This is a genomic window from Paenibacillus sp. CAU 1782 (assembly GCF_054551715.1).
The window spans coordinates 29,652-53,991 of sequence record NZ_JBTOLL010000014.1 but is presented as its reverse complement, the minus strand read 5'-3'; the positions used below and the strand labels follow the sequence as shown (position 1 = coordinate 53,991).

At 51.0% G+C, this 24,340-nt stretch carries 27 protein-coding genes; 20 read left to right on the top strand and 7 right to left on the bottom strand.

Features of this window, described 5'->3' with window-relative positions; translation table 11 throughout:
- Nucleotides 1–43 precede the first annotated feature (43 nt).
- On the top strand, nt 44–742 hold the full coding sequence (locus tag ACX93W_RS21135; protein ID WP_459394355.1) for a TVP38/TMEM64 family protein: 699 nt from the start codon (nt 44–46) through the stop codon (nt 740–742).
- A 13-nt stretch (nt 743–755) separates the two neighbouring features.
- Here the strand turns inward: ACX93W_RS21135 and ACX93W_RS21130 are convergent, their stop codons facing one another.
- The 3 genes from ACX93W_RS21130 to ACX93W_RS21120 form a co-directional block, all read right to left on the bottom strand.
- Nucleotides 756–1,148 (bottom strand): hypothetical protein, encoded by a 393-nt coding sequence (locus ACX93W_RS21130; protein ID WP_459394354.1) that lies wholly within the window; start codon nt 1,146–1,148, stop codon nt 756–758.
- Nucleotides 1,145–1,765, bottom strand: a complete 621-nt coding sequence (locus ACX93W_RS21125; RefSeq protein ID WP_459394353.1) for an ImmA/IrrE family metallo-endopeptidase — start codon at nt 1,763–1,765, stop codon at nt 1,145–1,147. Before ACX93W_RS21125 ends, ACX93W_RS21130 begins: the two co-directional genes overlap by 4 nt.
- 88 nt (nt 1,766–1,853) lie before the next feature.
- Complete coding sequence (locus ACX93W_RS21120; RefSeq protein ID WP_459394352.1) at nt 1,854–2,282, bottom strand: helix-turn-helix domain-containing protein; 429 nt, start codon at nt 2,280–2,282, stop codon at nt 1,854–1,856.
- 162 nt (nt 2,283–2,444) lie between these two features.
- Here ACX93W_RS21120 and ACX93W_RS21115 point away from each other — a divergent pair, with 162 nt between their 5' ends.
- The 17 genes from ACX93W_RS21115 to ACX93W_RS21035 all read left to right on the top strand — a co-directional run bounded on the left by ACX93W_RS21115 (nt 2,445) and on the right by ACX93W_RS21035 (nt 18,291).
- Nucleotides 2,445–2,954 carry a hypothetical protein gene (locus ACX93W_RS21115; RefSeq protein WP_459394351.1) on the top strand — a complete coding sequence of 170 codons (510 nt, stop codon included), beginning with the start codon at nt 2,445–2,447 and terminating at the stop codon, nt 2,952–2,954.
- A gap of 257 nt (nt 2,955–3,211) precedes the next feature.
- On the top strand, nt 3,212–3,646 hold the full coding sequence (locus tag ACX93W_RS21110; RefSeq protein WP_459394350.1) for a phage tail terminator family protein: 435 nt from the start codon (nt 3,212–3,214) through the stop codon (nt 3,644–3,646).
- On the top strand, nt 3,643–3,951 hold the full coding sequence (locus ACX93W_RS21105) for a hypothetical protein (protein WP_459394349.1): 309 nt from the start codon (nt 3,643–3,645) through the stop codon (nt 3,949–3,951). Before ACX93W_RS21110 ends, ACX93W_RS21105 begins: the two co-directional genes overlap by 4 nt.
- 1 nt (nt 3,952) lies before the next feature.
- Nucleotides 3,953–5,272, top strand: a complete 1,320-nt coding sequence (locus ACX93W_RS21100) for a phage tail sheath family protein (RefSeq protein ID WP_459394348.1) — start codon at nt 3,953–3,955, stop codon at nt 5,270–5,272.
- A gap of 1 nt (nt 5,273) precedes the next feature.
- The gene (locus ACX93W_RS21095) at nt 5,274–5,771 is read left to right on the top strand and encodes a phage tail tube protein (protein WP_459394347.1); all 498 of its coding nucleotides are present in this window, start codon (nt 5,274–5,276) and stop codon (nt 5,769–5,771) included.
- Between the two features lie 54 nt (nt 5,772–5,825).
- Nucleotides 5,826–6,245, top strand: coding sequence for a phage tail assembly chaperone (locus tag ACX93W_RS21090; protein WP_459394346.1), 420 nt, complete (start codon nt 5,826–5,828; stop codon nt 6,243–6,245).
- Nucleotides 6,246–6,477: 232 nt separating this feature from the next.
- On the top strand, nt 6,478–8,184 hold the full coding sequence (locus ACX93W_RS21085; RefSeq protein WP_459394345.1) for a phage tail family protein: 1,707 nt from the start codon (nt 6,478–6,480) through the stop codon (nt 8,182–8,184).
- On the top strand, nt 8,181–8,879 hold the full coding sequence (locus tag ACX93W_RS21080; RefSeq protein WP_459394344.1) for a LysM peptidoglycan-binding domain-containing protein: 699 nt from the start codon (nt 8,181–8,183) through the stop codon (nt 8,877–8,879). Before ACX93W_RS21085 ends, ACX93W_RS21080 begins: the two co-directional genes overlap by 4 nt.
- Nucleotides 8,876–9,844 (top strand): XkdQ/YqbQ family protein, encoded by a 969-nt coding sequence (locus ACX93W_RS21075; RefSeq protein ID WP_459394343.1) that lies wholly within the window; start codon nt 8,876–8,878, stop codon nt 9,842–9,844. Before ACX93W_RS21080 ends, ACX93W_RS21075 begins: the two co-directional genes overlap by 4 nt.
- 1 nt (nt 9,845) lies before the next feature.
- Entirely contained in the window at nt 9,846–10,163 is a 318-nt protein-coding gene (locus ACX93W_RS21070; protein WP_459394342.1) for a DUF2577 domain-containing protein, read from the top strand.
- Nucleotides 10,160–10,558, top strand: a complete 399-nt coding sequence (locus ACX93W_RS21065; RefSeq protein WP_459394341.1) for a DUF2634 domain-containing protein — start codon at nt 10,160–10,162, stop codon at nt 10,556–10,558. The genes ACX93W_RS21070 and ACX93W_RS21065 overlap by 4 nt, the downstream gene beginning before the upstream one ends.
- Entirely contained in the window at nt 10,545–11,588 is a 1,044-nt protein-coding gene (locus tag ACX93W_RS21060) for a baseplate J/gp47 family protein (RefSeq protein ID WP_459394340.1), read from the top strand. Before ACX93W_RS21065 ends, ACX93W_RS21060 begins: the two co-directional genes overlap by 14 nt.
- A 3-nt stretch (nt 11,589–11,591) precedes the next feature.
- Nucleotides 11,592–13,433 (top strand): hypothetical protein, encoded by a 1,842-nt coding sequence (locus ACX93W_RS21055; RefSeq protein WP_459394339.1) that lies wholly within the window; start codon nt 11,592–11,594, stop codon nt 13,431–13,433.
- Complete coding sequence (locus tag ACX93W_RS21050; protein WP_459394338.1) at nt 13,433–14,050, top strand: putative phage tail protein; 618 nt, start codon at nt 13,433–13,435, stop codon at nt 14,048–14,050. Before ACX93W_RS21055 ends, ACX93W_RS21050 begins: the two co-directional genes overlap by 1 nt.
- A gap of 3 nt (nt 14,051–14,053) precedes the next feature.
- Entirely contained in the window at nt 14,054–15,880 is a 1,827-nt protein-coding gene (locus ACX93W_RS21045) for a right-handed parallel beta-helix repeat-containing protein (protein WP_459394337.1), read from the top strand.
- Nucleotides 15,881–15,968: 88 nt separating this feature from the next.
- Nucleotides 15,969–16,589 carry a phage holin family protein gene (locus ACX93W_RS21040; RefSeq protein WP_459394336.1) on the top strand — a complete coding sequence of 207 codons (621 nt, stop codon included), beginning with the start codon at nt 15,969–15,971 and terminating at the stop codon, nt 16,587–16,589.
- The gene (locus tag ACX93W_RS21035) at nt 16,576–18,291 is read left to right on the top strand and encodes a phosphodiester glycosidase family protein (protein WP_459394335.1); all 1,716 of its coding nucleotides are present in this window, start codon (nt 16,576–16,578) and stop codon (nt 18,289–18,291) included. Before ACX93W_RS21040 ends, ACX93W_RS21035 begins: the two co-directional genes overlap by 14 nt.
- Before the next feature lie 38 nt (nt 18,292–18,329).
- Here ACX93W_RS21035 and ACX93W_RS21030 read toward each other — a convergent pair whose 3' ends face one another.
- Together ACX93W_RS21030 and ACX93W_RS21025 are read right to left on the bottom strand one after the other, a co-directional pair.
- The gene (locus tag ACX93W_RS21030) at nt 18,330–18,653 is read right to left on the bottom strand and encodes an AzlD domain-containing protein (RefSeq protein ID WP_459394334.1); all 324 of its coding nucleotides are present in this window, start codon (nt 18,651–18,653) and stop codon (nt 18,330–18,332) included.
- Nucleotides 18,650–19,378: an AzlC family ABC transporter permease gene (locus ACX93W_RS21025; RefSeq protein ID WP_459394405.1), complete on the bottom strand. Its 729-nt coding sequence runs from the start codon at nt 19,376–19,378 to the stop codon at nt 18,650–18,652. Before ACX93W_RS21025 ends, ACX93W_RS21030 begins: the two co-directional genes overlap by 4 nt.
- Nucleotides 19,379–19,651: 273 nt before the next feature.
- Here ACX93W_RS21025 and ACX93W_RS21020 point away from each other — a divergent pair, with 273 nt between their 5' ends.
- Nucleotides 19,652–20,077, top strand: coding sequence for a hypothetical protein (locus ACX93W_RS21020; RefSeq protein ID WP_459394333.1), 426 nt, complete (start codon nt 19,652–19,654; stop codon nt 20,075–20,077).
- A gap of 175 nt (nt 20,078–20,252) precedes the next feature.
- A complete protein-coding gene (locus ACX93W_RS21015) occupies nt 20,253–21,266 on the top strand; it encodes a zinc-dependent alcohol dehydrogenase family protein (protein ID WP_459394332.1) in 1,014 nt (337 codons plus the stop codon).
- A gap of 604 nt (nt 21,267–21,870) precedes the next feature.
- Here ACX93W_RS21015 and ACX93W_RS21010 read toward each other — a convergent pair.
- Both ACX93W_RS21010 and mscL read right to left on the bottom strand, forming a co-directional pair.
- Nucleotides 21,871–23,718, bottom strand: a complete 1,848-nt coding sequence (locus ACX93W_RS21010; protein WP_459394331.1) for an NUDIX hydrolase — start codon at nt 23,716–23,718, stop codon at nt 21,871–21,873.
- A complete protein-coding gene (mscL, locus tag ACX93W_RS21005; protein ID WP_459394330.1) occupies nt 23,711–24,172 on the bottom strand; it encodes a large-conductance mechanosensitive channel protein MscL in 462 nt (153 codons plus the stop codon). Before mscL ends, ACX93W_RS21010 begins: the two co-directional genes overlap by 8 nt.
- Nucleotides 24,173–24,340 lie beyond the last annotated feature (168 nt).

The following is a 24,340-nucleotide window of genomic DNA, read 5'->3' as shown; positions in this document are numbered from 1 at the left end:
GCATTTATACTTGAGGAAACCTTACAAGAAGGAGTAGCTCTCTATGTCCAGACACACAAAAGACCGCCTATTAAAAATAACACTGCTTTTGATAACCGTTGTATGTATTCTTTTGTTTATTGGATATGCGCCGGCTATCTTCAAGATTTTATCCTCGATGGATAATTTCAGAGACTATATTCTGTCCACGGGAAGCTGGGGCCCTACCATGTTTATTCTTTTTCAAATCATTCAAACCGTTGTTGCACCCATTCCGGGAGAGGTTGTGCAGATAGCGGGAGGATACATTTACGGCGTCGGACTAGGCACGTTTTATACGACGGCGGGCATGATGCTTGGCTCTGCGATCGCTTTTTATTTTACCCGGTTTATCGGCCGCTCTTGGGTTGAACGTTTGCTGCAAAAGAAAACATACAAGTGGATGTCCGTTATGAAAGACGAGAAAAAACTGTCCGCTTTTTTGTTTATCTTTTTTATCATTCCCGGTTTGCCCAAAGATTTGCTGATCTACGTTGCGGCTCTTACGCCAATCGGTGCATTGCGGTTTTTCACCTTGCTTCTTGTGGGGCGTTTCCCATGGATCGTAGCTTCCGTTGCAATGGGCTCCACCATTCATAAAGAGCAATATGGGACCGCCATCACCATCACGGTGGTATCGATTGCCGCCTTTGTGATCGGGTACCTCTACAAAGATAAATGGATCGCGCTATTTTCAAGAGGGCAGAGGGAAGCGGAGGAGTAGAAGCGGCGAAGCCCTATGGCTTCGCCGGTTTTTGCACAGGAACACCCCGCTCCATTACCAGCATATCCTCGATATCCGAGATCCGAAGAACCAGCCTGGCGATATCCGGCAGGCTGGGCGGGTTGGTGGACTGGGCAAATAAGCGGTGCGCATATTGGGCCAGCAGCGGCATGGAGATTCCGATTTTGCCCCGATGACCGTTGACTTGCCGAACATAGACATGATCCGGGACAGTCAGCGACATAGCCTCATAATAAAACTCGTCCTCAGTACAGCTTTCGAACGGCGCTTCCAGCTTTACATCCAACGTTTTTGTCCAGTCGAAACCTGGAGAGTGCAGCATCAGCAGGACGGGGCGCATAACACCCTCATAGCCGTCCCATTCCGAATAACAGAACAGTTTCATAAGCGCAGTTCCTTTCTATCCCGTATTTGCCGATTAAGCTTTGTCAATAATTCCATTGCAGCATGGGATGGCTCTTGCGGCACGGGCGGGAATGCTGCGGTTAAGCGTGTGTGCAGAAACAAATCTTCTCGCTGCTGCCGGATGCGGCGCCCGATACGCTCCAGACGCTGTCTCACAAAGGGCGTTGGAAGGGCAAGCGCTTCGGCAATTTGCCCGGCTTCGCAGCGCTGCTGCTGGAATTCTGTCAATATGTAAAATGGCATAGCGGCATACTGCTGGAACAACCCCGCCTGATTCTCCTGCAAAGCAACAAAAGAAGGCGGCAAGCTGCGCTGGTTGCCCGTATGCATGGCAGGGTGGCCCAGCTCATGGAAAAATGCCAGCCGTTTCTGCTTCTTCTCAAGGTAGATATTCAGAAAGATCATGCAATCCCCGTCTTCGTCGTAAAGAACCTTGGTTCCTCCCTCCGTATATGCGATAAAAGCGTTGAATAGGGAAGCGATATGATCCAAATCCTCCATATCCCCATAGCGATTAATCCCATTTGTCTGATAGATTCCGCAAATCCAACGCTCCAGTTCAGTCGGTTTATACAATCGCATGTCCAATTCTTCCATTGCTACCTCCAAAAAAAGAATGTATGTTCTTATTTATGGCGAAAATTAAAACCCTTTCGGGTTTTAAGAAATGCTATGTAAGAGCAAATCAGTTCTGTCCGTCCAACTCTCGTTCGCGTCTGCGCTTATCTTTGAAGGCGCGAAACATCTCCAGCTCCCGCTTCAGATGTTCGGCTTCTTCTTCGTCCATCTCTTCGGGAGGTCCGCCCAGGTAAGCAATATAGGTTCCGGCTTCCGGGGCATTGGCTTCTTTTTGAGGCTTGCCTGTTTCCGAAACGGCTGCAAGGGATCCTTGCGCATCGCCGGATGAAGCGTGTGAATCCGACAAGCCTAGCAAATAATCGGCATTGGTCTGCAGCGCATCAACCAGCGCAGCCAATGTTTCATGAGGCGGCGCGCTTCGGCCATGCTCGTAATTGCTGATTGCGGCTTTGGTCAGGTTAACCTGCTGGGCAAGCTGTTCCTGGGTCAGCTTAAGCTGCTTGCGGCGTTCTGTTAATCGGTCGGCTCTGAACAACGTAATCTCTCCCTGCGCATAAGTACATCTATATTGTACTAGATTTCCGCTATATTGCAACCATAAATACAATAAACTTGTACTTTTGATTGACATACAAGAATCTTGTACTTATAATGAGGACAAGAAGTACAAGAAACGTGTACAACGGAGGCGATTGCGTTGGCTAATGGAAATAGCAGTGTTGCATTTCAATTTATGGCTAAACCTAACGTGCAGGAGAAAAAGACAGCTCAGCGGATGCTGCGCAAATATAAGGAACTAAAACTTGTAGTAGAGGACTTCCAACGGCATGAGGAGTTGTTGAAGCAAACAATCTATAGCGCGGAGTCCACGCGCCGCCTGGATGCGGACGAGCTGTACGCCAACAAAACGGCCAACGCCGTCCAATTGGCGCAGAACCAGAAGCGCGCGGCCGAAAAATGCGATTTGCTGCGGAATGCATTGGAGCGAGCTGTCGATATGATTGGCGACGATGAGTCCAAACAGGCAATTACGCTGCGTTATTTGAAGGGACATACGTATTCCGAAACACTCTATTATATGAAGCGAGGCGATAAAAGCTCCACTGTCGATAGACGCATCAACGACGGCTTGTTATCCGTAGCCCAGACCTTAAAGATGTGGGGCATGCTGGAATGGGAGCTTGACGGCGGCGATACATCGAGATAACGTTTCCTATCAAAATAAATTCAGCACCGGGCGCCGCTTCAGGCAAAAGCCTGGTGTTTTTCTTTTGTTTATTGGAGTTTCGATAAGCTTTGCCCCCATGCTTCTTCTCTCTTTCTTCTTTGCTTCTACTTGTCTGTGTGAGGGGGAAATGAGGGTAAGTTGGGGAGCACTTGGTGATGTTCGTGTGATAAGCTTTAGATGTCGAAATACAGAACACGCGTTCTTGTTTTGAAGGAGAAAAACGCAAGGAGGGATGGATGATTGCGATGACTGTTAACAGTTTTCGAGTTGGCATTATGGACCGGTTAAAGGAGCATTTTGCCGGGTTGTCTATTGTGGATGATCCTGTCGCTGGTGCCGGAGTTACACCTGGAATGGTGTTTGAGCTTTTGAGCATGACACAAGCTTCCATGCTGGGCGGTTATTGCAGCCGGACACATGGCTTCAGCATTCAGTACCGGGTGCCGGATGGCGATGGAAAAACATCCGCGCTGCATGACATGGCGGAAGAGCTGTATCAATTGCTTCAAGAAATCGAGGTTGCCGGTTCGATTTACCGCTCCACGGGCTTGAAGCACGAAATCAAGGATGGACAGCTCCGGTTCAGCTGGGAAATTACACTCCGAATGAAGCGGGCGGAACCGGCTTTTGCAACAATGGGGGCATTGGAGCAGGGGGTTGGAATGAGATGAATGAATGGACAGGACCGCAGCAAACTGGAGCACAAAAGGGTACGAGCGAAGCTTCCGGGATTAGCCGCGAAGGCGATGTCCCCGAGGCTTTAGGTATGCTTCGGGCGGAAGAAGCAATTTCGGGGGCGGATGGGCAGCATGCGCCCCGGGAACGAAGGTATCCCAAGCGTCAGTTAATAGGCGCCAAGCGTTGGAGTGCCCGTGAAAGGGATCAATTACAAGCATTGCTGCAAGACGGGGAGCTTTACAACTTCACAGAGGCAGAGCAGGCTATACAAACCTTTAAAAATAGGAGAGTGGATTAGTATGACCGGAGGAACATGGACCGTACAAAATAAAGTAAGACCTGGCGTTTATATCAATTTCAACAGCACGCCGCAGCCGCTCGGCGCAGTAGGCGAGAGAGGCGTAGTTACAATGCCGCTCGTTCTGTCCTGGGGCGAATCCAAGGAAATCGTAGCGGTTGAAGCTGGCGAAAATACATGGAACAAGCTGGGTTACGCCATTTCGGCAGCCGAGCTGCAGTTGGTGAGAGAAAGCCTCAAGCGTTCCCAAACGCTGCTGCTTTACCGGGTAAACACCGGCGTTAAAGCTTCGGCAACAGCCGGCGAGCTGATTGCGACAGCGCGTTACGGCGGCATTCGCGGCAATGACATTTCCATTGTGGTGGAGGCTAACGCCGATGATGAAGCCTTGTTTGATGTCAAAACGGTAGTGGCTGGAGTTGTGCAGGATGTTCAAACGGTTTCCGACATTGCGGGTTTGACCGACAATGGATGGGTGACCTGGAACGCTACCGGCGGCCTGGAGGAAACAGCCGGCGCTCCGCTATCCGGCGGCAGCAACGGCACTGCTACAGCGCAGGATTACATGGACTACTTGAGCGCGGTTGAGACTCAGCAGTTCAACGCAATGGCGCTTCCTTCCGACGACACGGATCTGAAAGGCGTATTCGCCTCCTTTATCCGCACGCTGCGCGATGTGGAAGGCCGTAAAGCAACGCTGGTGCTGGCGGGTTATCCGCAAGGCGATTACGAGGGCATCATCAGCGTCAAAAACGGCGTTGTGCTGGAGAATGGAGCAAAGCTCGGCGCGGTTGAAGCTGTTGCCTGGACAGCAGGTGCGGCAGCCGGCGCCAACACAAACGAATCTCTTACCTACGCAGCCTATGACGGCGCGGTAGACGCCAATCCGCGTTATACGAATTCCCAAACGATTGCGGCGCTGCAAAATGGCGAGTTTGTCTTTACCCAGGACAAAGGCAGAGCTGTGGTGGAGCAGGACATCAACTCCTTCACTTCGTTTACGCCGGAGAAGGGACGCCATTTTGGCAAAAACCGCGTTGTTCGGGTTCTTGATGCCATTAATAATGGTTTGGCTGATGTATTTAATTCCTTCTTCATCGGCAAAGTAGCCAACACGGCTGACGGCCGCAATTTGCTTCGGAATGAATGCGTCAACTACCTGACGGGGCTGCAAAATATCGGAGCGATTCAAAACTTCAATTCCGGTTCGGATATTCGGATTTCAGCCGTTCCTAACCAGAGCGAAGGTGTTCTGGTCGAATTAAGCATTCAACCGGTGGATGCCATTGAAAAAATCTACATTACAGTGGAGGTAAACTAATATGGGATACATGAACGCGCAGGACAGCATCAGCGGCAAGCATGCACAGGCAACCGCAAGCATTAACGGCCAAATTGAAGAACTGTTTTATGCCAAAACGGGTGAAGCAACCATTGAAAAAACAAAAGCCGACGTTCCGGTATTGGGCCGTACGACGGTAAGCAAAAAAACGATCGGATGGACCGGCACGGGGACTCTGACCATCTACTATATGACTTCCGTGTTTCGTAAATTGATGAAGGAATATATCGACACGGGGAAGGATTTCTATTTCGATTTGACAGTCGTTAATGACGACCCATCCTCCAGTGTCGGCAAGCAGACGGTTACGCTGAAGCGGTGCAACCTGGACAGCATTTTGCTCACCAAATTCGACGCAACGTCGGAAGACGCGCTGGAAGAGGAAATGCCGTTCACCTTTGAAGGCTTTGATATGCCAGTCGCCTTCACTTCATTAAATGACGATGGCAAGGGTGAAGAGCCGGCGCCAGGACAATAACAATAAGAGCATAGCAGGGGCAGTCTATCATACTCAACCAGGAGGAAACAAGAGATGAGCACATTGCAGCAATTTTTGAACAACCATCCGGTGGATAATCTGACAGCAGAGGTTGCGATTTCCGACCGATTCAAGGACGAAGACGGCAAGCTTTTGAAATTTACGATTCGTGCGATGAGCGCCGACGATATGGCATCTTACCAAAAACGGGCCATGAGGATTAATCCCAAAAGCAAGGATCGCAAGGTGGAGATCGACGCCAGCGCGATTGCCAAGGCCATTGTCATCAACCATACCGTTGTGCCGAGCTTTAAGGATGCGGAAAGCATCCGCCAACTAGGCTGCTCCACCTCGGACGAATACCTGCAGAAGGTGCTTCTGGCGGGCGAAATCGAGGAGCTGTCCAAGGAAATCCAGCAGATTTCCGGCTACAACACAAACTTCGAGGAGCTTGTGGACGAAGCAAAAAACTAATCAAGGAGGGCGATAGCGACGCGAACTACGCGTACTACGCCCTCATGAAATTTCATATGACGCCGCGGGAATACATGAGCCAGACGCGTGAGGAAAAAGCGTTTATGATTGCTTGCATTCAAGAGCGGCTTGCTGCGGAGAAGAAGGCGGCGAGAAAGAGATAAACTTACTCCAATCCGTGTATATCATGAACCTGCTATGAAACATGTTTTTTTGGAAAGGTGGTGAAGACATGAGCACTTCAAGAGCAGTCAGGACACAGCAACAGCAAATGCTAGGCATCGTTCGAGGAATGGCGGTCACCATGCAGCTAGCTGCTAGGGCAACAGAAGGCATGCAAAGGGCGATGGAAGTGTTTGACGAGAAAGCAGCGTTACGGGCCCAACAAAGTATCGCTGCTGTCGAACAGGTAATGGATGGAATAGTGGAGCCTATCGAGAAAGTAATTGAAGTTTTACAATCACTTGGTAAGACAGTAGTTGCGGCAGATAAAAGCACTAAAAGTTTTTACCAGACTTCGATGTCAAGCGGTGGAATGGAAACCCATGAATCAAGCTTCAGTATGGGAAGCCAAGCGAGCACAACCATGGACACGATGTCCAAGGTCAGCTCCATTGTGGAATCTGACAGTTCAAATTCATTGACGAGCGCAAATGAAAGTTCAGAAAAAAGCATATCGGCATCTATTGGGGGAGCGGCGGAAATTTCCAATGTGCTTGAATTGGAAGCGGCATATTCGCAAATAGAAGAAAAAGTTCAAAAAGAAGTGATTCCAACTATCCTATCGCTGTCTGGTCATGTTCAGGCAGCCTTCTCAAATCAGGATTCTGGCCCTGCTTCCCAAGCCTTTGTGGATTTGATGGGTTATTTTGATTCCTTTATCGACTCTAATAGTACAGTTGCAGATATCCTTGCCAGCAGTTGGGGAGTAGTTGAAAGCATCTATGAAGGTGTAAATACGGCGATGACGGTATACAACATTATTCAACAAGCGATGGAAATATACTCCACAATATCAACGCTGGCCATGTATGCCCAAGCAGGCGGAGTGTCGTTTCTCCAAAGAGCATGGATGGGCTTAACGGCAGTATTAAGAGCAAATCCATTCGTATTCATTATTTCGCTTATTGCCGGTGTTGTTGCAGCGCTTGTTACTTTATGGAAGTCAAACGATAGTGTGGCCTTATTTTTGCTAAAAGCCTGGAATTCAATATTAAACTTTTTTGATTTGATTCCCGGTTTTTTCTGGGGACTTGTAGAAGGGATGCTTACTCCATTTACTCAATGGGCTAAAAGCATTGGGAAGATTTACGACTTGGTAATCAACGGAATCATCGATGGTATTAACTCCATTTTGAGTATTGTCAACAAGGTTACAGGCTCCGATTTTGAAATAACGGCAAGATTCAGCATGGAGGAGCTGGCTGATCAGGCGACAGAAATTGTAAAGGAAAAGAAGAAGGCGGCTGATGCAAAAGCGAAACTTAATCTGGAGAACCGCGATCGCTTGGAATTGGAGTTTGCGAACGAAAGAACGGCTAAACAGGCATCCGAGGAATTGCAAATCGAAGAGAACCACTCCGCAAGTAAAAAAAATGAAGACTTACTGGAGAATGCATTGGCGAAGGAAGATGCAAGCAATTACTCCGGTGCATCAAAATCTGTGCTGCAGCCTGGAACCTCAATACAAATGACCGGAGGCCGTCTCGACGAAGTTGGAAAAATCAACGATACCGTGGATATCAGCAGCGAGGACATCAAGATGATGCGCGAGCTGGCGGAAATGAAAAATATCCAGAATTTCGTGACGCTCCAGCCTTCCGTCAACGTGCAAACCGGAGATATCCGCAATGGCATGGATGTTGGTTCCATGGTGCAGGCGATCACCACGATGCTTCAGGATGAAATCTCGTCTTCCGCAGAGGGGGTATACCGATGAGCTACCGTATAGCGCTAAGCTTTAATAATTTTACGGAGGAGCTGGTTATTCCGGTGCTGCCTGCCTCGTTTGAGGTGTCGGACGGCGTGAAGGGAAGCACTTTCGAGGTTGTCGGTTTGGGCGAAATTAATGTTATTAAGGAGCGCAAGCTGTCGGAATACGGCTTCAGCAGCTTTTTTCCGGGACAGCCCTATCCCTTTGTCTATGAAGTAAAAAAGGACCAGCAAGGGAAGGAGTACCTTGAGCCGGAATGGAAGCCGCCAATGGAGCTGGTGCTGAAGATCAGTCGCTGGATGCAGAGCAAACGTCCGATTAGGCTGATCGTCGACTCAGGGAACGAGGGGCAAGCCGGAATGGTCTACAATACGCCGGCAAGCATCGAATCCTTCACATGGAAGGAAACCGCCGGCGGAACTGGAGACATTGAATACACCATCAAAATGAAGCATTACGTCTTTCATGCCGCCAGAAAGGTGACCATCAAAGACAACAAAGCGTCCACCGCCAAGGCGCAGCGCCCGGACGAGAGGGAAAAGCCCAAAACCTATGTGATGGTGGCCGGGGATTCGCTATGGAAAGTGGCGCAGACCCAGCTTGGCAGCGGGGCCCGCTGGGGCGAAATTCAGAAGCTTAACGGCATACCCGATGCCGAGCTGAGAAGGCTGCCGATCGGGAAGGTGCTGAAGCTGCCATGATAACGATTTTGCTGGACAACAAAAACGGGAACGTCTGGGATTTGTCCGACATTGCCGGAGATGTCACCTGGAAAACAAGCCGGATCGGCAAGGCCGGCAGCCTTGAGTTCACGGTGGTGACCGAAGGGCTGTATCAGTCTCGTTCTTTCGCTATCAACAACGGAGATATTGTCCAGGTCAGATACGGCGACAAGCCGGTGTTTCATGGTTATATTTTCGGCCTGGAAGGCGGCAGCGGGGAAAGCGTCAAGGTGAAGGCTTACGATCAGATCCGTTATCTCATGGCGTCGGACACCTTTATTTTCAAAAATAAGCGGGCGTCTGACATCATTGTGGAAGTGGCGAACAAATTCAAGTTGAAAACCGGTCGCATTGAAACCACGCCGTACCTCATTCCGGAAATGGTGGAGGATGGCAAAAAGCTGCTTGATATATGCAACAAGGCGCTTGACCTAACGCTGATCCACGGCGGAAAAAACTATGTGCTTTATGATGATTTTGGAGTCCTTGCGCTGCGAAATATCGAGGATATGGTCGCGGACAACTATCTGGGCGAAGGAAGCCTGCTGACGGATTACAGCACATCCTTGTCGATTGACCAGGATACGTACAACCGCATTGTCCTTTATCAGGACAATAAAAAAACCGGCAAGCGGGAGCTATACATTGAGCAGGATAGCGCAAATATAGCGAAGTGGGGCATGCTCCAGCTGTATCAATCGGTTGATGAAAACAAAAACGAAGGGCAAATCGGCGAAATGCTGAGGATGCTGTCCACCCTTCATAACCGCGAGAGCAAAACCATGAAGCTAAACGCTTTGGGCGATCTCCAGGTGCGGGCAGGAAGCTATATCTATGTTGTCATCGAGCGGCTGGGCCTGAACCAGCCGTTTCTTGTTGATGAATGCAGTCATAAATTCAGCGGCGCTCTCCATACGATGGCGCTGGATGTGAAGGTGATCTAGGATGAGTATGCTGGAATTAATCAAAAAAGCAGGGATGGGCGCCGTCGAAGCGGGCAATCCCGTTCAGCTTCTCCAGGGAGAAGTAGTATCCGCAAATCCGCTCAGCGTAAAAGTCGACCAGCGCTTTGTGCTTCCGGCTGATTTTTTGATTGTGCCGGAATCCTTGACGGAGCTTGAAATCGATTTGAGTCAAGTTTACGGCTCCAATACCGCGCCAATCCTCGTCCGTAGAGGACTAGAAGCCGGGGATTCGGTCATTTTGCTGCGCATGCAGGGCGGTCAACGCTATCTGCTGCTGGATCGGCTGGTGAAGCCATGATTCCGCAGGGAGGCGCATTAACGGAGTCTACTGCAGCCGCCAGCCAGCCGTCAGCAACCTGGCGCATCGATTTGGAGCGCGGCGTCATGTCAGGCAGAACGGATGGGCTGGATGCCATGAAACAAGCTGTTTTTAAAATAGTGCAAAGCCAGCGGTTCCGTCATTCCATTTACAGTGTTAATTTTGGCCATGAAATGGCGTCGCTTATAGGAAGGCATCCTTCTTTCCTACAACTGGAGGCCAAGCGTTTGCTGGAGGAAGCGCTGCTGCAGGATGACCGGATTCAGACCGTGGACCAAGTGAAGGTAAGTCATCAGGGAGACCGGGCTGTCGTCACGTTTACCGTCCATACCGATTATGGAAGTTTTGAGGAGGAGGTGATTGGTTTTGCATGAAGCGCAAACCTTTGAAGCGATTTTAGGCCGTATGCTGGACCGGATACCGGATACCATCGACAAGCGTGAAGGCAGCATCATTTATGATGCCTGCGCTCCGGCTGCGGCAGAGCTTGCCCAAATTTATATGGATATGGAGCTGCAGCTGCGATTAGGCTTCGGTACGACCAGCAGCGGCGAATATCTGGATCTGCGGGCGGCTGACTTTGGCCTGACCCGCCGTCCGGCTGTAGCGGCCCAGCGTAAGGGGAGTTTTTATAACAGCGGAAATGAACCGTTTGACGTTCCAATCGGCAGCCGATTTAGCGGAGGCGGGTACAGCTATACCGTTTCAGCCAAGCTTGCAAGCGGCCAGTTCACGCTGGTGTGCGACGTGGACGGAAGAGGCGGCAATGTTTATTTTGGGGAGCTGCTGCCTTTGGAATATATTCCGGGACTTGCCCGAGCGGTGCTTGGCGAGCTCCTGATTCCCGGCGAGGATCGGGAAAGCGACGAGTCGCTTAGAACAAGGTATCTCCATCGGGTTCGCAACCCGTCCAGCGGAGGCAACGCTGCGGATTACCGCGACTGGGCCATGAGCGTTTCCGGAGTGGGCGATGCCAAGGTCAATTCGTTATGGGATGGACCGGGCACGGTCAAGGTCATTATCGTCGATAGCAACAAGGCCTCAGCCAGCCCGGCGCTTGTCGCTGAAACCATGGAATATATCGAAACGCTGCGACCGATTGGCGCGTCCGTAACCGTCGTATCCGCTACGACTGCGCCGGTTGTTGTTTCGGCACGGATTATACTTGGCGCGGGTTACAGTCTTCAGGCGGTAACGGATGATTTTACGGGGGCGCTGGAAGCTCACTTCCGTTCGATTGCGTTTGCCGCATCCTATGTGAGCATTGCCGCCATTGGCGTGCTGCTGCTTTCCGTGCCAGGCGTTCAAGATTATTCCGGCTTGACGCTAAATGGCGGAACGGGCAATGTGCCGCTGTCTGATCATGATATCCCGGCATTGGCCAATGTGGAATTGGAGGTGTAGGTTATGCCGTATCCGGATGAAGTCGATGTTTTTAAACCCAAGTTGAACAAACGGACGGATGGCACCGCCTATACCGTACAGGAGGAGCTTCCTCTGACGGACGGCAAATTCGAAGGGCTGCTGGCACATGATAATATCGCCAATAGTTCCATCCGCGCGCACACTGGCCCCAATATGACTGGGGTGGAAGTAACCGCCTTTACAGTGTCGATTCCGGCGGACACGCCTTGGCGCAGATACATTCGCATTTTTGCCGATGCCGATGTGGTATACGCGACCTATCAGACGCCGGGCGATCAGGTGGATGCGGACGATATTAACGAGCTTCAGACAGCCGCAACCGCAACGCAGGAGGAGCTTAATCGTTACAAAAGCACAACGGACGCCAGAGTTGGCGCAGTTGAGCATGGGAAGGCGGATAAAACGGTAGTCGATTCGCAATTCATTACAAAAGCGGACAAGTCCAGCGTGTATACCAAAAGCGAAACGGACCAACGTATCCAAACTATCGTTGGAGCCGCGCCCGATGCCCTGGATACCTTGCAGGAAATCGCGGATGCCTTAAACAACGATCCGGACTTTGCCGGGACGATGACGGTGCAGCTCGCGGGGAAGGTGGACAAGGTTGCAGGCAAGGGATTATCGGCTAATGACTATACAACCGCCGAAAAAACAAAGCTGGCCGGCATAGCCGCAGGGGCCAATAACTATGCTCACCCTGCCACCCATCCCCCGGCCATTATTGCCCAGGATGCCAACAATCGCTTTGTGAGCGATACGGAAAAATCCGCGTGGAATGCCAAAGCCGAGAAGGCAGCAGCTACAGTTGAAGGCGACGGCTTAATGTCAGCCGCAGATAAGTCGAAGCTGGACGGCATTGCGGCCGGTGCAAACAATTACAGCCATCCGGCCACCCACCCGCCGTCCATAATTACTCAAGACTCGGGCAACCGATTCGTAACAGACGGGGAAAAAGCGGCATGGAATGCCAAAGCCGAGACAGCCGCAGCTACGACATCGGCTAATGGCCTGATGTCTGCCGGGGATAAGTCGAAGCTGGACGGCATCGCGGCCGGTGCAAACAATTACAGCCATCCGGCTACTCACCCGCCTTCCGTCATCGCTCAGGATTCAGGAAACCGCTTCGTAACGGATACTGAAAAAACTGCCTGGAATGCCAAGGCAAGTGCGGTGGCAGCTACTTCGTCGGCTAATGGCTTGATGTCTGCCGCAGATAAGACGAAGCTGGATGGAATCTCGGCTGGAGCACAAGTGAATCGTGGGCTATCCACCCAAACGCAAGCCGAGGCTGGCGAAGACCATACAACGGACATGACGCCGCTTCGGGTCAAACAGGCAATCGACAAGAGATTGTCGGGAGTAGGCGCCGGCGACATGCTCAAAAGCGTCTATGACAGCAATGACAACGGCAAAGTCGACCAGGCGGAAGCCGCTGACAGCGTGCCGTGGTCCGGCGTGAGCGGCAAGCCGACGACTTTTTCTCCGTCGGCGCATAGTCATGATGCGTTAAACGTGAAGGCAGACAACTGGAAGCAGGGGGATGCATTGCCATCCACTTATGATCGGGGGCTTACCGTTTTTTTCAGCAATAACCCAACCAGCCGATTTAACGGCGTACAATATTGCACGATAATGACGGTAAAGGGATACAGCAGCATGGCTGCCATTCAATATTTATATCCTTACAATATTAACGCCCCGATTTATTATCGTCTTGCTTTGTACAACTCGGACAATTGGCTGCCATGGCGGCAGATGGCCAATTACGATGACGTCATGCCAAAAGGTCCATTAACATGGGGACAATTGCGAGGTGATGCGTAGTGACGTACGGTGTCGCGCTTTATGGCGCGGGGATGTATGGCAGCCAAGCAGTGTCCACGGAAGTTCCGGAAGCAAGCCGTCCTGATCTGATGGCTTATTTGCCCGATTTTTGGCAGGGTATACGAGATATGAAGGAACTGCAGAGCACACTCGCAGAGGAGTTGGGCATTTCAATAGCCTCGGCATCTGATCTCATTAATCAGCTATTTATTTCGACGGCAACCTCGGGGCTGGCCAATTGGGAGCAGGAGTTTGGCTTAACGACAGACCTGTCTATGTCCAACGAATGGCGCCGTGAAATGATTCGGGCCAAGCTTCGCGGACATGGCACAGTAACAAAACAGATGCTTGTTGGCGTTGCCTCGGCCTTTAGCGGCGGCGAAGTTGATGTGATTGAGTACCCTGATGAATACCGGTTTGTCATCCGGTTTATCGGGGTATTGGGCGTTCCGGCCAATATGGCGGGATTTATGGCTATGCTGGAGCAAATTCGCCCGGCGCATCTATCCTATTCATTCCTTTATACCTACACCACCTGGGATATGGTATCAGAGTTGACATGGCAGGATGCCGCAACACGGTCATGGGGCCAATTACGCACGTATGGAGGAGGATAAACAATGCAATTAACACCCAATTTGAATTTGAAAAAGCCGGAAGCTTCCGATGCCGTAAACATCGAGGACTTGAACGGCAACGCGGATATTCTGGATAATGCGGTATCGGGTCTAACTACTTCGCTCTCTAATAAAGTGGACAAGGCTTCGGGCAAGGACTTATCCACGAACGACTATACAACGGCTGAAAAAACGAAGCTGGCTGGCATTGCTGCGGGAGCGAACAATTATACCCATCCATCCACTCATCCGCCGTCTGTAATCGCACAGGATGCAAGCAACCGCTTCGTTACGGATGCAGAAAAAACGGCTTGGAACGCGAAAGCTGGAACTGCGGTGGCTACCACATCAGCTAATGGCTTGATGTCTGCTGCTGATAAATCCGCTCTGAGCGCCGCAACCAATGCAGCAACCGCGTCCACGCTGGTAAAACGCGATGCTGCCGGAAGAATGAAGGCAGCAGCTCCGGCAGCGGGGGATGATGTGGCAAGGAAAGTAGAAATAGATAATCTTAAATCATACTTGGAAAATGAGGCGAAAAAAAATTCTTTTGTCTTTAATGTTAAGAATTATGGCGTCAATAATAATGGGGCAGCAATTCAGGCAGCATTAAACGCAGCTGAGGAAGCTGGAGCAGGTACAGTTTTTCTACCACCTGGAGTATATGATATAGATAGCGATGTTTTGAAAGTAGCATCTGGGATAAAAATAGTCGGTCCTGGCGCTACTTTGAAACGAATGGCAAATATACCGGCGATTCTCATTAATAAAAGTGATGGATCTACTGGTGGTTTTACCGCGACACAGAATGTAGAGATTAGTGGAATTACTTTTGATGGAAACAACGTAATGTATCCAAGTAATGTAACCTTATTGGCATTAGGACATGCCAATAATATTCAAATATCAAATTGTATTTTTGAGAACTGTTCAACCTGGAACCTTTTGGTATTAAATGGCTGCAAAGATGTTTCGATTCAAGGTTCTATTTTCCGTAACTACACTGGGTCAACAACAATGGTGCAATTAGGTTATGCTGGAGGAGTAACTGAATTTCCTTGGTTTGGCCCCTATGATGAAAGTTCTTGCTATAATATTACTGTTAAAAAATGCACATTTTTAGGTGATTCGCCAAGTAATCGTCATGCTATAGGCAACTATTCGTTTAAGCCAGGAATTTCAACATTAGATATATATATTATAGAATGTAGGTTTAACAGGTTTTTCAGAACTATTGTGTTGGGAGACACATCATGCTTATTCGTCAAAAATAACATATTTGAGAGTTGTAGTGCCGGGGTATTGTTCATAGAGCGTGAAAATGATGTTAAAAGTTGGTGTATTACAGGCAATAAGTTTTATGCTAGCTATACGAATGGTATTGAAGAGAGATTTTTTTATGGGCAAAATACATCTCTCAATAAGAAGTTTTCTGGAATCGAAATTCGTCAGAATGAAATTGATAATTGCTACACCCATGGCATAGCTTTTACAGCCACCGGTGATGTAATCATCGAAGACAATATCATTACAAATTGTGGACGAAACGCAATATATCTGTATGGAATGAATTATGCTAACGTAAAGGGGAACATCACTCGAAATAACAATAGAAATTTTTCTGGAGCGGATATTTTAATTGGAAACAACACTTCACTTGCCACATCAAATGTAATTGTCGAGGGCAACAATATAGAGAGATATATTACAAGCATTAATACAAGCAATGTGCTTGTAAGCAACAATATTATAAGTGTATCAATTACCAATAATCCCAATAACAGCGGTATCCACCGTAATAATGTCGTCTCAGGGTTATGGGTAACGTAGGCAATCGTACTTTTTAGCGCTTTTTAATATCATTTGGTCATGGGCTCCGCATAAGCGGAGCCTTTATTTTTTCTAGGAGGTTTTATGTATGGATGCATTAGCGAAAGTAACAATTGCAGTAGGAGGGGCGATTGCATCTTATTTATTTGGGGGTTGGTCTATTATGTTATCCATTTTGCTAACCTTCGTTATTATTGATTACTGCACGGGGTTGGCGGCCGCTGCCAAGGAAGGCAAGCTCAGGAGCGATGTGGGCCTGTGGGGTATTGCCAAAAAGGTCATGATTTTTGGAATCGTCACTGTCGCGCATCTGATCGATACAGCGCTTGGGGAGGCACATTTGTTCCGGGATACCGCTATATTTTTCTATCTATCCAATGAGCTGCTATCTTTTATTGAAAATGCCGGACGGATTGGCGCTCCGATCCCGCCTGCACTGCAAAAAGCGGTAGAAGTGCTTAAAAGCAAATCAGGCGAAAATCCCTTCGGCAATGAAGCTGGCAGTAACAGAGAAGGAGTCGAACTCAAAAGCGCTGACAATGAGAAAGAGTTGCTCCAAGACGACAATCCAAATGGAGAAACCGCACAGGAAGCAGACCACAAAGCACCCAATCATTCCGATCACTCTGGCCATTCAGGTCATACCGGTCATTCCGCTCTCCCCAATTCTCAAAACCATCCAGGAGTAAACGATTATGATCGCCCATAAGCGCATCCGCATCCAAAGCGGCCGGGTCGAGGAAGGGGCGTTGACTTATTCGCTCACCGGAGCTAACAGCAAAGGGCAGGGATGGTCGGATATCCGCATCGCCAGCTTACCGCCTGATGCCATTATCCGCACAGAGTTGGTGACAGCCAAGGGCAAGACAGTGAGTGCTATTTTGGCCCAACAGGTTGCACGGCATGGAGGCGAGTGGCTCTGCTTCAACGCTTCTTTTGTTTCCCAAGACGGAACTTTGTTGGGCCTTACTCACAATACTGGACAAACCCTATTCCCGGATGTCAAAAGCAAAACGGAGCACCGCCCGCATTTTTACCGTAAGGGAGGCAAGTTTGGCATCGGGAGGCAGCAAAGTCCTACTGGGCTTGATTGGGCGGTCAGCGCCGTTCCGTCACTTGCCGAAAATGGCAGGCCAATTGTTACGCCAACAGTAGCGGAGCAAACACCGGCAGACCTTATTGCCTCAAATCCGCGCATGATCGCCGGTATAAAAGACGACGGCACCCTTTGCCTCATTATGGGCGACGGACGCGGGAGCTATGACAAAGGATTAACCCTCTCCGAATCGGCACAGCTAGCCGTCTATTACGGATGCCAGCGGGCAGTTAACCTGGACGGAGGCGGCAGCGCCACCTTGGCGACGAACAACGCTCAGCTGCGAGAGCTGCTGGATATCGACAAAGCAAATCGAAAGCGATCATACCATGTTGCGGATATGTCGCTCAATCACACCGAACGGATCGTGCATCATGCTATCGCCATTCAGTTCGACCCCAACATCCTTTTTCCTCGTTATGTCATCAATCATATTCCGGCGACTACACCAAACAATCGGCGTTCCGGGCGCGCTCTTAAAGCCACGACCTTGACCATACACAATACCGGCAATCCATCCAGCACCGCGCCTAACGAAAGAACGTGGCTGACTAATCCTTCTAATGGGGTAACGGCCAGCTACCATATCGTTATTGGGCCCAAAACAACAGAGCCGAACAGTCCCGTGGTTGCGATCGAATGCCTGCCTCTTAATGAGGTTGGCTGGCATGCCGGAGACGGCACCAAAGCCAGCGGCGGCAACATGACGTCCATCGGGATTGAAATTTGCGAAAGTGGCGATTATGGAGCGACAGTGGCATTCGCAGTTCAGCTTGTAGCGGATATGCTTAGGGCAAGGGGTTGGGGAGTGGATCGTCTGCGGCGGCATTGGGACTGGCCTTCTTCCTTAGGCTATCGTAAAGTTTGCCCTCGATTGATGTATGACGGAGGAGAATGGACTGGCTGGATTACTTTTAAAAAGAGGGTGCAGCAAGCGTTGGACAAAGGACCATCCGATCAAGGGAATTCCGGGAACAGCAATAGCGGCGGAGGCGGCAATAGTGCAGGCGGAGACAGTGGTAATAGCGACTCTTCCGAGGGCGGTAAGGGTTCAAATGAATCCGAGAATCCGAGCCAGCAGCCTTCGCCATCTGACGGACAGCCGCAAGAAATCCCGAAAACAGCATACAGAGACGTTCCTGCCGGCTATTGGGCAGAGGATGCAATTCATAGCGTTACGGAAGCCGGGATCATGCAAGGTTATCCGGATGGATCATTCCGGCCCGGAATGCCGGTAACAAGGGCCGAGCTTGCGACTATTCTGCGCCGGCAGCTTGAACAAGGCGACTTGGGGGCAACCACAGAATCGCCTTGATCATGTCCGTAACGGGAACATTGCCAACCAGCCCGCTATTACAGCAAAAATCTCACGGCCGCCATCGCCAATACTCCAACAATGACTGTTGCGGACAAGCTGCGGGTCCATATGGCGACGGCGGCTGTAGGAATAAGGGCAAGGAGTCCTTGCCAGTTCAATCCAAGCGAGCCCCCGTCTTGGATAAGCATTCCCTCCACAATTAGCGCCGTTAACAAAGTAAGCGGCACATAGCTGAGCCATTTGAGTACGGGAGCGGGAAAAGTCACTCCTCTCACGAGCATAAATGGCAGAATACGGGGCAAGATGGTGACGATAGCGCAGGCGGCAATCAGCCAGAACATCGGCATGCTTGTGCTCATCGCTCCATCACCGCCCCCAGGCCGGCTACCAAAATGGTAGAGAGCAACACAGCGATATAAGTCGGCATAAAAGAAGAAAAAACAACCATCGCGATTACCGTACATAGAATCAACGTCAGACTTGTCCTGATTTTCGAGGAGATCCCCTCTCCGATCTGGAGCACAAGCAGCGCAACAAACATGGCTGTCAGGGCAAAATCAAGCCCAAGCGGCTCCGGATTTTCCACCCATTGCCCCGCAATGGCCCCCAGCATGCAAGAAATTCCCCAGCATATATAAGCAGCCAGGTTGAGGCCGTACATCCATTTGTCGCCAAGCTTAGAACCGCTCGCAAGCTTTCCGGCGGCAACGCCAAACGATTCATCCGTCAGCAAAATGCCGATGCCGATATTGCGGCCAAGCGAATAACGCGAGAAATGGGGGGTCAGAGTCAAACTAAGCACAAAATGGCGCAAATTCACCATAAACGTAGTGAAAATGATAACGGCTGCGGGGCTATTCGCCACCAGCAAAGCGCAGAAGATAAATTGAGACGCGCCGCCGTATACGAGAAAAGCAAGCAGTGCAACCTCCAGCCCGCTGATGCCGGATGAAATGCCGACGACTCCGAATGCAAAGCCGATGCTGATATAACCAAGCAAGGTTGGAACACAATCCTTGATGCCTTGCCAGTAGCTATTTTCGACGTGTGGAACGGCAGTTGCGTTTATGGGTGAACTCACGATGACAAGACTCCTTTGCGGAAAAGCTCCATTTTACATAAAAAAGATAGGAATAGTAGGTGATGTTTCATTGAAGACTATGATCATTATAATGCAGACCTGTTTGCGAAGTCGACTTGAACCGCAATCTGTAAATGAATGGAGGCGAGTGGTCTTTTTGAAGGACATGCTTAAGGGAGTCGCAGCGCATTTCAACGAATGCCTGTCTATACTTACCCATACCCTTCTACGAAAAGCGCATAGAATAGAGTAAGCGGATCAGGGAGGAGGATGCTTATGTCTAAAAAAATGAAAGTCAGCGGCTGGAACAGAGTCGGCGATGTAGCAGGAGCCAGCAGAAGAAAATGTCGTCGTCGTCGTCGTCATCATCGGGAAGAATTTGCAGTGGAAGGCATTCAGGAAGTCAGTCGCGATTTGAGCAGAACATTCGCTCGTTTGCGCAACCGCCGTAACGCAAGAATGCTGGTTCATGCAATCAGGCACTGTGATGCCAGAACAATCAACTTTCTACTGGCCGGCCACCGCTCGAGAGTCGTATGCTTCTTCAGAAAGCCCGGTTTCGATTGTGTGAAAATATGCAGCTTTGGACGAGACGGCGCAGCTACGGTTACCTTTGATATTTGCGTCAGAAGCCTGCACAACGGTTATGGAAATGGCTTTGGATATGGAGGCGGGTTCGGCGGCGGGTTTGGTTTATTCTAGAGTCTGGTAGTAAACGATTGGCTGCACTGTAGTTTAATGCTAGATTGCATTGCCATTCTCTTGCTGTGCATGGACAAGACAGGCGGGCTGCGGGGTTTTGTCCCCGAGGCCCGCTTGTTTGCCGTCTTATTCATGATAGAATAAGAGGCAACAGACAAAAAGGGAGTGAGACCCGATGCAGATGAAAGCGCTCGTATTTGAAGCACCGAAAGTAGCCGTGGTCAAGGAGGTTGCCTATCCCGAGCCCAAGCCCGACGAAGTAACGATCAAAGTGGAACGCACCGGGATTTGCGGAACGGATCACCATATTTTTGAAGGGGAATATGTATCGCCGTATCCCATCATACCGGGGCATGAGTTTGCGGGGACCATTCATGAAATTGGTTCAGCCGTCCATGGCTTTTCCAAAGGAGATAGAGTAACGGCAGACCCGTCGCTTTATTGCGGGTCATGTTCTTATTGCCTGACCAAGCGGACTAATCATTGCTCCAATTGGAAAGCGCTTGGCAATACCGTAGACGGAAGCATGGCGGAATATGTCGCAGTGCCGGCTCGAAATGTTGTGACTCTGCCGGATGGCCTTTCCTTTCAGGAAGCTGCATTTGTAGAGCCGATTGCCTGTGTGGTTCATGCGATGAATCGCCTTCAGGTGCAAGCCGGTGACAGGGTGATGTTGTTTGGAGCGGGAGCCATGGGGCAGCAGCTCGTTCAAGCGTTGATCCGCTCCGGGGCATCGGAGCTTGTCATATCCGACATTAACCGGGAAAAGCTGGACATGGCCGTTGGATTTGGAGCGACGCGGGGCGTATTGGCGAATGAAGCGGCGAAGCTGCTTGAAACAGAGGCATACCGCAACGGCTTTGACATCGTCATTGATGCAACCGGAATCCCGGCCGTTATTGCTGAGGCCTTTCAATACATGGGACCAACCGCGAAGTACTTGCAATTTGGCGTAGCATCTACAAACGCGGTCATTGAGCTGTCTCCTTTTGCACTCTACCAGAAAGACTGGACGCTGCTGGGCTCCATGGCGATTAACGGCACGTTCCTTCCGGCATTTCATTGGGTAAAAGAAAAACGCTTCGACCTGCTGCCCCTTATTTCCAAGGAGCTTACGCTGGAGGAAGCGCCGCAATATTTCGCCGGGCAACGAAACCCCGACTGGTTGAAGGTTCAAATCAAAATGTAGCGGAGCTAACCACAGGGCCCGAGATATGGGGCCTCAGATGGAGAGCCCGCATTTGTAACGGTCATCCCTGAGCGTCAGAGTCTCAAATGGCTAGATTCTGCGAGTGTAACGGTCATTCCTGACCGTTGTAGTCCCAAATGGCTAGATTCCGCCTTTGTAACGGTCATTCCTGACCGTTAGAGCCTCAAATGGTGAGATTCCGCCATAGCGACGGTCATTCCTGACCGTCGTAGTCCCAAATGGCCAGATCTCGCCATTGTAATGGTCATCTTTGACCGTTAGAGCCTCAAATGGCCAGATCTCGCCATTGTAACGGTCATTCCTGACCGTTAGAGCCTCAAATGGTGAGATTCCGCCATAGCGACGGTCATTCCTGACCGTCGTAGTCCCAAATGGCCAGATCTCGCCATTGTAATGGTCATCTTTGACCGTTAGAGCCTCAAATAGCTAAATTCCGCGATTGTAACGGTCATCGATGTCCGCTAGCGCTTGAAAATAACAAATTTGAGGCAAATATGGGCGCTTACGGCCGCCCATGACCGTTAGAAATCGATTTTCTACAAAAAGAAGCCTCTAACGGCCATCGATGTCCGTAAGAGTCGGGCTAAGTGCAGGCTTGAAGCCTTTCCAGCACATTCAAATAGTAGGAAAGCTGGCGCGGCACGAATTGGTCGGCAGTGATGACTCGGCTGACGAGCTTGTATTCATTGGCGTGTCCAACCAGTAACGGGATGTCTCCAGTAGCATCGGGGGCCAATAACCCTCCATCCAACGGTACCTGAATTAGTTTGCCGCCAGCCGCCGTTTGCGTCTCGGGGCTGTGCCGATCGCCGCCAGCCGCCGCACACGCAACGCCGTCCCGCATTACGTCAGCGGTCGCTTGCGCAACGCCGTCCCGCACTTCGTTAGCGTTCGCACGCGCGTCGTCGTCCCGCACTTCGTTAACGGTCGCTTGCGCATCGCCGTTCCGCACTTCGTTAGCGTTCGCACACGCAACGCCGTCCCGCATTACGTCAGCGGTCGCTTGCGCAACGCCGTCCTGGACTTCGTCAGCGTTCGCACGCGCGTCGTCGTCCCGCACTTCGTTAACGGTCGCTTGCGCAGCGCCGTTCCGCACTTCGTTAGCGTTCGCACGCGCAACGCCGTCCCGCACTTCGTTAGCGTTCGCACGCGCGTCGTCGTCCCGCACTTCGTTAACGGTCGCTTGCGCAGCGCCGTTCCGCACTTCGTTAGCGTTCGCACGCGCAACGCCGTTCCGCACTTCGTCAGCCGCCGCATGAGCATCGCCGTTCCGCACTTCGTCAGCGTTCGCACGCGCGTCGTCGTCCCGCACTTCGTCAGCCGCCGCATGAGCATCGCCGTTCCGCACTTCGTCAGCGTTCGCACGCGCGTCGTCGTCCCGCACTTCGTCAGCCGCCGCATGAGCAACGCCGTTCCGCACCTCGTCAGCGTTCGCACGCGCATCGCCGTTCCGCACTTCGTTAGCGTTCGCACGCGCATCGCCGTCCCGCACTTCGTTAGCGTTCGCACGCGCGTCGTCGTCCCGCACTTCGTCAGCGTTCGCACGCGCAACGCCGTTCCGCACTTCGTCAGCGTTCGCACGCGCGTCGCCGTCCCGCACTTCGTTAACGGTCGCTTGCGCAACGCCGTCCCGGACTTCGTTAGCGTTCGCATGCGTGGCGCCGTCCCGCACTTCGTCAGCCGCCGCACGCGCATCGCCGTTCCGCACTTCGTCAGCGTTCGCACGCGCAGCGCCGTTCCGCACTTCGTCATCGTTCGCACGCGCAGCGCCGTCCCGCACTTCGTCAGCCGCCGCACGCGCAACGCCGTCCCGCACTTCGTCAGCGTTCGCTCGCGCATCGCCGTTCCGCACTTCGACGGCCATCGCTTGCTTCCCGGCGCTTTGCCCTTCCCGAGCTGCCGGCCCATTCGCATGCTCAATGCCGCGAACGCTCAAGCTGTCGCGTTCGCCGCGAAAAAGCGCCAGCAGCTCGGCAATATCCGCTTCGTAGACGCCGGCCACCTCTTCCCGCTGAAGCACTAGCGACTCCAGCGGAATAGGGGTGACAAGACCGTACACATCGCTAACCTCGCGATCGATAAACGGCTTCCCGTCAACGAGGCCTTCCGCTTCCTCCCGCACCTGCGCGAGGTGGATCAGCTCCTGAAACGAAACGGACACGCCAAGCTCCTCTTCCAGTTCCCGGACGGCATCGGGCAAGCCTTCGCCAGCGAGCAGATGCCCGGCTGCCGTAATGTCGTAGCAGCCGGGATTGGTATCCTTGCCGAGCTGTCTGCGCTGGAACAGGACAAGCTGGCGTCCGCCGGAGCGTCTTGCCAGCCAGCAATGGAAGGTGCGATGCCAATACCCGTTGGCATGCGCCTCCCGGCGGGAAGCTGTACCGATAGGGTTCAGCTCCCGGTCATAAATGTCAAAAAACTCATCAGGCATTAGCGGCCGACTCCAACTGGGAGGTGCAATGCTTGCAGCGAGTCGCCTTTATAGGAACCTGCGACAGGCAGTAAGGGCATTCCTTTTCCTTAGGCTCCGGTTTTGCCGCGTTTGGATCCTCTTTCTTGCGGCGCAGAGCATTAATGCCTTTCACCAATAAAAACACGCAAAATGCCACGATAATAAAATCAATCATCACATTAATAAACTGTCCGTAGTTAATGGACGGCACAGCAGCCAAATCATCTCCGGTTTTCCCTGAGGGGTCGGCCAAATAAACCTTCAAATCCTTAAAGTCTACCTCTCCCATTATTCTTCCGATCGGAGGCATAATCACATCATTGACCAGAGAGGTCACGATTTTGCCGAAAGCGCCGCCGATAATAACACCCACGGCCAGATCGACAACATTGCCTTTTACGGCAAACTCCTTGAATTCATTTAACATTTTCATATCAATAAAACCCCCAGACTATCAGTTTGCTTGCTATCATTATGATCAAATCTAGCACTACTAATACGACAAAGCAAGGACCGGAGCGCACAAAAGCACACTTGAAAACTTCATTCCTTTTTGAATAAAAGGATATTTTGGGAATATGTCGAACTTTTTACCACATAA